The organism is Archangium sp., assembly GCF_036277355.1.
In the GTDB taxonomy this organism is placed as follows: Bacteria; Myxococcota; Myxococcia; order Myxococcales; family Myxococcaceae; genus Archangium.
In genome coordinates, this window is record NZ_DASUNC010000205.1 from 1 (window position 1) to 7,028 (window position 7,028).

The 7,028-nt window shown below is 68.5% G+C and carries 7 protein-coding genes; 5 read left to right on the forward strand and 2 right to left on the reverse strand.

Going from position 1 to position 7,028, the window contains the following annotated elements:
• The coding region (locus VFZ09_RS50420) for a WD40 repeat domain-containing protein (RefSeq protein WP_414640819.1) at positions 1-563 on the forward strand (563 nt) is incomplete at its 5' end.
• A 39-nt stretch (positions 564-602) separates the two neighbouring features.
• Positions 603-2,270: a helix-turn-helix domain-containing protein gene (locus tag VFZ09_RS50425; RefSeq protein WP_329735043.1), complete on the forward strand. Its 1,668-nt coding sequence runs from the start codon at positions 603-605 to the stop codon at positions 2,268-2,270.
• Between the two features lie 31 nt (positions 2,271-2,301).
• Here the strand turns inward: VFZ09_RS50425 and VFZ09_RS50430 are convergent, their stop codons facing one another.
• On the reverse strand, positions 2,302-3,129 hold the full coding sequence (locus VFZ09_RS50430) for a hypothetical protein (protein ID WP_329735044.1): 828 nt from the start codon (positions 3,127-3,129) through the stop codon (positions 2,302-2,304).
• 2 nt (positions 3,130-3,131) lie between these two features.
• Positions 3,132-3,848 carry a hypothetical protein gene (locus VFZ09_RS50435; RefSeq protein WP_329735045.1) on the reverse strand — a complete coding sequence of 239 codons (717 nt, stop codon included), beginning with the start codon at positions 3,846-3,848 and terminating at the stop codon, positions 3,132-3,134.
• Positions 3,849-4,364: 516 nt separating this feature from the next.
• On the opposite strand from VFZ09_RS50435, the gene istA reads away from it, so the two are divergent.
• The 3 genes from istA to VFZ09_RS51855 all read left to right on the forward strand — a co-directional run.
• Positions 4,365-5,885: an IS21 family transposase gene (istA, locus tag VFZ09_RS50440; protein WP_329735047.1), complete on the forward strand. Its 1,521-nt coding sequence runs from the start codon at positions 4,365-4,367 to the stop codon at positions 5,883-5,885.
• A 145-nt stretch (positions 5,886-6,030) separates the two neighbouring features.
• Positions 6,031-6,789, forward strand: a complete 759-nt coding sequence (gene istB, locus VFZ09_RS50445) for an IS21-like element helper ATPase IstB (protein ID WP_329735046.1) — start codon at positions 6,031-6,033, stop codon at positions 6,787-6,789.
• 37 nt (positions 6,790-6,826) lie between these two features.
• Positions 6,827-7,028, forward strand: a 202-nt coding sequence (locus VFZ09_RS51855) for a transposase (protein WP_414640820.1), incomplete at its 3' end; no start/stop codon positions are given.

Below are 7,028 nucleotides of genomic sequence, written 5' to 3' on the forward strand. Positions count from 1 at the left end.
CGGCGCGGGTGTGGAGTGCGGACGGGAAGGGCGAGCCGGTGGTGCTGCGCGGCCATGAGTCAGGGGTGAGTTCCGCCGCCTTCAGCCCGGATGGAAAGTGGGTGGTGACGGCCTCCTCGGACGGGACGGCGCGGGTGTGGAGTGCGGACGGGAAGGGCGAGCCGGTGGTGCTGCGCGGCCATGAGTCAGGGGTGAGTTCCGCCGCCTTCAGCCCGGATGGAAAGTGGGTGGTGACGGCCTCCGAAGACAAGACGGCGCGGGTGTGGAGTGCGGACGGGAAGAACAAGCCGGTGGTGCTGCGCGGCCATGAGGAGGTTGTGACTTCCGCCGCCTTCAGCCCGGATGGCAAACGGGTGGTGACGGCCTCCGCTGATAAGGCACGAATCTGGACGGTAGGGATTGCAGAACTCCAGGGTTTGCTGCACTCCGCTACGAGCATTTGCCTGGACCCGAACGAGCGCCAGCGCTTCCTTTCGGAGTCTCCCGAGGAATCACAATCAGGCCATGAGCAATGCGAGCGCTCGCACAGCCGGACGCCAGCAGCCGCGGTCCTCACCCAGTGAGTCTGTTGTCCGGATGCCCTTCCACCCCAGGTGAGGCCCATGGAGTTCGAACTGCTGCTGGCCGGTGCTGATGACCATCAACCCATCCTGAGAGAGGGATTGCCGCTCGACACCGCGGCCCGGCAGCCCAGGCCCGAGGCTCCGCGCACCCCTGAGCATCTGTATGACCAGGGCGGCGACCCGGACTCGCTGCCGCTCCAGCGCTGGGGCGTGGTGGCCCCCGAGGGTGCACGGGGAGACAGGCTGCTGGAACTGATGGCCCCGCTGCGCGCGCTGCGCCGGGAGCAGCAGGAGGGCGTGGAGCCGCGCGTCTACCGGGTGCCTCCCGGGCAGGATGCCACGCAGGCCGTCCAGTGGATGAAGACCGTCCTGCACGATGAGCGCGTCCCCACGAGGGACCAGCCCCGCTACCTGCTGCTCCTGGGCGACTTCGACGAGGTGTCGCTCGAGCTGCAGCAGGTGCTCGCCAGCGACGGCTTCGTGGGCCGGCTCGCCTTCTCCTCGGACGCCGGTTACGAGGCCTATGTGCGGAAGGTGCTGCGCTGGGCGCGCACGCCCCTGCCCGCGCGCAAGGCCCGTGCCCTCTTCTACACCGCCCACGATGGCACCGCCGCCACCACCCTGGGCTACCACGCGCTCGTGTCCCCCAGCCTCGCCAGCTGCCGTGCGCTCCAGGAGCGGGGCGACTTCCCCGCCGAGCTGCTGACCGAACTGGGCCAGCCGGCGGACTGGTCCAAGGAGCTGTTGCTGGAGCAGGTGTCCTCGCCCCAGGCCTCGCTGCTCTTCACGGTGAGTCACGGGCTGGGTGCGCCGCGGGGGGGCTGGAAGACGGTGGAGGAGCAGCGAGCGCTCCAGGGCGCCATGCACCTGGGGGCCCATGGGAGACTGGAGGCCTCTTCCCTGGCCTCCACGCCCTTCCTGCCGGGTGGCATCTGGTTCTACCTGGCCTGCTTCGGCGCGGGCACTCCCGCCCGGAGCGCCTATCACCCGTGGCTGTCCCAGCTGCGCGGGGCGGGCGAGTTCTCCGGCCGGCTGGAGCGGGTGCTGGAGTCCCTTCCCCGCGAGGGGGAGCGGCCCTTCGTCGCCGCCCTGCCGCAGGCGGTGCTGGCCAACCCCGAAGGGCCGCTGGCGGTGGTGGGACACGCGGACCTGGCCTGGACGTACTCCTTCCAGGACATGGGCCAGGACGGCCGCCCCCGCCCCTCGCGCTTCCAGGGCCTGATGAACAGCCTGGTGAGGGGCCGCCACGCGGGGGTAGGCCTGGGCGAGCTGTTCCGCTTCTTCACCCAGGCCAACACCGAGCTCACCCTGCTCTATGACCAGGAGGCGTATGCCCCGGCCTCCAGCGGGGGCAGGCCCGTGGACCCCGCGAAGCGCGCGCACCTGTGGATGCTGCGCCACGATCTCGCGGGCTACATCCTGCTCGGAGACCCGGCGGTGACGCTGCCCCTCTCACGCGAGGTGCAGGCCGCGCGGCCCCAGGCGCCCGAGGCGCGCATCTCCTCGCTGCTGGGAATGCCCGTGGCGGCGCCGAGTCCGAAGCCCTCGGCCGACGTCATGGCCGAGGCGGTGCTCGCGATGCTCTCCGGTGAGGAGAGCCAGAAGGCCATCGCCGAGCGGGTGGGGGTGACCCTCCAGGAGCTGCGCCGCTGGGAGCAGGCGTACAAGGACGCGGGACGGGCGGCCATGGAGCGGCTGCGCGCGTAGCGGCCATCGAGCTCGAGCTGGCGCTCGAGCCTCAAGTCAGGTGGGCCACCTCCACCACGAGGCGGCCCACCTTCAACTCCCGCAGCAGCCGATACAGCTTCGGGGAGAGGAGGATTTCGGGTTTCGGGTGCAACACGCCCCGTCGGGCGCCCGTGAGCTGCCTCGTCCGGACCAGGTCACTGCCGTCGTAGCTCTCCTTTCGTACCCACAACTCGGAGAGACGATTCAAACCGAGCACGTGGCCCTGAGGGCAGCGGTACTGCCCCTGCTCGTCGAGATCGAAGAGGTCGTTGCCAACCAGGGTGGGCGCAACGACATCCACCGGCGCGGAGGTGATGGTGAGCTGACGCCAGTCCTCGAGGAGACTCCCCGTTGGCCCTCGTACCGGTAGGAATCCGGCTCCCGTGATGCCATGGGTTTGAAGGGCCTGGGCCAGCCGATTCGAGATGACCATCTCCCTGGCGATCGTAAAGCTCAGATCCCGCTTCGGAATGCTTTCCGGCTCGAGGTGCAGCTCCGTTGATTGACGTGCACCTGCGCCGCAGAGGGGGCAGGCCTCCGATTCGTCATACTCCGTCCCGCACATCTCGCCGCAGGGCTCGAAGATGGAGCGGGGGCGAAGAGCAAATAACTGGGCGGATTGCATCTCCTCGGGCGTGTAGTGGCGGGAGATGGACCAGCCCGTGTAGAACGAGCGTCCTCGCCGGTTGAACTCGCGATCCAACTCGCCTATCAGGCGGACCCGCTCGTCCTTCAGGGGCAGCCGGACATTGCGGACGTTTCCCAGGCTCCTCCCTATCTTTCCCAAAAGCGAACTTGCCTCGGCTTCTCCAATCCTGAATTCGATGATCTCGCGCATGGTCAGGGATTGATTCCGATGAGTTGGGGGATGGGGTACTGGGAGTAGATCTTGAGCAGGATTTCCTGACGCCGCTGCTGAGTGGGCTCTCCCCTGTCGTAACTCCATTCCCTCCGGAACTCGCGGGTGAGCAGCTTGTGGTAGGCGGTGGGAATCCGGTACGTCGTGCCGCTCCTCGGTCCACCGAGGTACACGGGAACGAGGTGGTGGTCCTGGTATCCCTGGCTGTTGGGATAGAGCGCCTGTGCCTCGGCCAACCGCTGGACGTAGAGCTCGCGCGCGGCCTGCACCGCCGCCAGGTCCGCCGCGCGCCGCTGCATCTCCTGGCGCTGCCGCGGAGTGGGACGAGGGTTGAGCGAGGGCGGGCGCCGCACCGGAGGACCTCCCGGGCCACCTCGTCTGGGAGGGCGCCTCGACAGGAACTCACCCTGCTCGTTCCCCGCAACCTGGGCGGGTGCGGACTCGACCGTGTCCTCGAGCTCGACGACGGAGATGCGGTAGCCGGCCGAGCGCAGCGCCTCCGCGCTCCAGCCACCGAGGCTCACCTCGTCGAGTTCCACCGGGAGGAAGACGGCCCATTCATCCAGCTTGTCTGCTTCGCCACGCACCAGCAGGCTCGCCCCCGCCGGAGCCGAAGCCCCCATGCCTTCCACGAGTGGGCGGGAGGGGCTCGGGGTGCACCCCAGGAGCATGAGGACTCCCAGCAGCAGCAGGCGCATCGGAGGTGCTCCTTCCGGGCAGAGTGCGGAACCGAACGTCCAAGGTCGCACTGCCGTAAACGAGGAGCTAGCCGTTGAATTAGTGGGCGTTGACCTCCCAACGCGGCCGGTCCTCCCGCTCCGCCGGAGAGGAGCGCCCCCTGCGTCAGGGGAGTTGACGCTTGGAGTCACCTTCAGGCAAACCACTCTCCAAGACACCCGGCCGCAGCCACCGGATGCACCTGCTGGAATGGGAGCTCGGGGCGGGCTGCCCGCGTGCGCACCGAGCGTCCCACCTGGACGAGCTGCGTGCACCGGACCATGTGGAACACCGATTCCGGGGCAAGTGGAACACTGATTCCGGAGCAAGTGGAACGCCCATTCCGGCCATGTGGAACACCGATTCCGGGCAAGTGGAACGCACCCGGAAGGTAGGCCGAGGGATGGGCGACACAGTGGAGCGTTGACGGTGCTGGACGAGCCGCCGCCTCTGACCTCCCCCCAAAGGAGGACTTGATGGCGGCAGAGAGGCTGTCCATGCGCAAGCTGAGAGAGTTGTTGAGGCAGAGGTTGGAGCTGAAGCTGTCGGTGAGGGAGATAGCCCGGAGCCTGGGAATCGGCGTGGGCACGGTCAACCGCTACCTGTACCGGGCGCAGGCGGCGAAGGTGACGAGTTGGCCGCTGCCGCCGGAGTTGGATGACGACGCGGCGCTCACGGCGCTGCTGTTCGCGGACGAGGGGAAGGTGGTGGCGAGCCGGCCCGAGCCTGACTGGGCGCACGTGCACGCGGAGCTCAGGAAGAAGGGCGTCACGAAGTTGCTGCTGTGGCAGGAGTACCGGGAGACGCACCCGGAGGGCTACCAGTACAGCCAGTTCTGCGAGCGCTACGCGCGGTGGGCCAAGAGCGTGAGCGTCACCATGCGCCAGGAGCACCGGGCCGGGGAGAAGTGCTTCATGGACTTCAGCGGAGACGGGCTGCAAGTCCACGACGCGGTGAGCGGAGAGGTGCGGGTGGCGAAGCTGTACGTGGCGGTGCTGGGGGCCAGCAACTACACGTACGTGGAGCCCGTCTTCAGCGAGGACGTGGCCACGTGGGTGGGGTGCAACCAGAGGGCGTTCGCGTACTTCGGAGGCGTGTCGGAGATGGCGGTGCCCGACAACCTGAAGGCGGCGGTGACGCGCACCAACCGGTACGAGCCGGACATCAACCCCAGCTACGCGGACATGGCGCGGCACTATGGCTTCGCGGTGGTGCCAGCGAGGCCACGCAAGCCGCGGGACAAGGCGAAGGCGGAGAACGGGGTGCTGCTGGCCGAGAGGTGGATTCTGGCGGCGCTGCGCAACCGGCGCTTCACGTCGCTTGGCGAGGTACGCGAGGCGGTGGCGGTGCTGCTGGAGAAGTTGAACACGAGGCCCATGCGCAAGCTGGGCAAGAGCAGGCGGCAACTCTTCGAGGAGATGGAGAAGGCGGCCCTCAAGCCGCTGCCGGACAAGCCCTACGAGCTGGCGCACTGGAAGAAGGCGCGCGTCAACGTGGACTACCACGTGGAGCTGGAGGGGCACTGTTACAGCGTGCCCTACGGGCTGGTGGGGCAGCAGGTGGAGGTGCGCTACACGCAGTCATGCGTGGAGGTGCTGCTGGGCGGCCGGCGCGTGGCCAGCCACGTGCGCAGCGAGGAGCGCGGACGCTTCACCACCCAGGCCGAGCACATGCCGGCCAGCCACCGCGCGCACGCCCAGTGGACGCCGAGTCGAATCCTCTCCTGGGCCGCCACGGTGGGCCCCAGCACGGCGGCGCTGGTGGAGGAGTTGATGAAGCGCCGCCCCCACCCCGAGCAGGGCTTCCGCTCGGCCCTGGGCGTCATCCGCCTGGCTGAGCGCCACGGACAGCAGCGCGTGGAGAAGGCGTGCGCGCGGGCGCTGCGCCACCGCGCTTACAGCTACAAGTCCGTGGCCGCCATCCTCCAGCACCACCTCGAGGAGGTGGAGGCGGCGCACGAGGACAAGGGCCCGCTGCCCCAGCACGAGAACGTGCGCGGCGCCGACTACTACCACTGAGGCTTCCCGCGCCCGGCCACGGTGCGCGGACAACGCTCCGCGGTGCCAGCCCTCACGGCTCGGTGCCTCGGAGGACGCCTGCGCGCGCCCTTCGGGCGCGCTCCGGCGGAGCAACACCCCACAACCCCAACGAGGAGAAGAGACGATGCTGGTGGAGCAGACGCTTACGAAGCTCAACGCGATGAAGCTGTACGGCATGGCCAACTACCTGCGCACCTGGATGGAGCGGCCAGCGGACACGCAGATGGGCCCGACGGAGCTGGTGGGCCTGCTGGCGGACGCCGAGTGGGTGCACCGGGAGAACAAGAAGCTCAGCTCGCGCCTGCGCAACGCGCGGCTGCGCCAGACGGCGTGCATGGAGGACATCGACTACAGCCTGGCGCGGGGGCTGACGAAGGCGCAAATGCAGGAGCTGTCGACCTCGCGCTGGGTAGCGCAGGCGCAGAACGTGCTGGTGACGGGCCCCACGGGCGTGGGCAAGAGCTTCCTGGCGTGCGCGCTCGGACAGAAGGCGTGCCGTGATGGCTACGGCGTGGTGTACCGCCGCACCTCGCGTCTCTTCGACGAGCTGGCGCAGGCTCGCGCCGACGGCACCTATCCGCACCTGCTGCGCAGGCTCGCCAAGGCCCAGGTGCTGATTCTGGACGACTTCGGCCTCGAGCCCCTGGGCGCCAGCGAGCGCAAGGAACTGCTGGAGGTTTTGGAGGACAGGTATGGCTCCGGCGCCACCGTGGTGACGTCCCAACTCGATCCCAAGGACTGGCACGCGGTGATTGGTGAGGCCACTCTGGCCGACGCCATCCTCGACCGGCTGGTGCACAACGCCCACCGCCTCAAGCTCACGGGCGACTCGGTGCGCGACCCGGAAAGGAATTTGACCCGGTCCAAGAAGGGGGCGAAGTGAACCCCGGCCAGCGTCGCTGACGCTCCGACTGTTCCACATGGCCGGAACGGGTGTTCCACTTCGCCCGGAACGAGTGTTCCACTTCGCCGGAATACGCACGCTCAAGCAGCGCTACCCCAACGTACGCATAGTGGTGCGCGGGGATTCGGGCTTCGCCATGCCGCGCCTCATGCGAATGCTCGAGGAACTCAACGAGCAGTGGGGCGACGTCGACTACCTGCTGGGGCTGGCGCGCAATC

Coding starts and splice junctions, on each gene's coding strand:
- istA (WP_329735047.1), top strand. CDS start 4,365: ATGCGCAAGCTGAGAGAGTTGTTGAGGCAGAGGTTGGAGCTGAAGCTG.
- VFZ09_RS50435 (WP_329735045.1), bottom strand. CDS start 3,848: ATGCGCCTGCTGCTGCTGGGAGTCCTCATGCTCCTGGGGTGCACCCCG.
- VFZ09_RS50425 (WP_329735043.1), top strand. CDS start 603: ATGGAGTTCGAACTGCTGCTGGCCGGTGCTGATGACCATCAACCCATC.
- istB (WP_329735046.1), top strand. CDS start 6,031: ATGCTGGTGGAGCAGACGCTTACGAAGCTCAACGCGATGAAGCTGTAC.
- VFZ09_RS50430 (WP_329735044.1), bottom strand. CDS start 3,129: ATGCGCGAGATCATCGAATTCAGGATTGGAGAAGCCGAGGCAAGTTCG.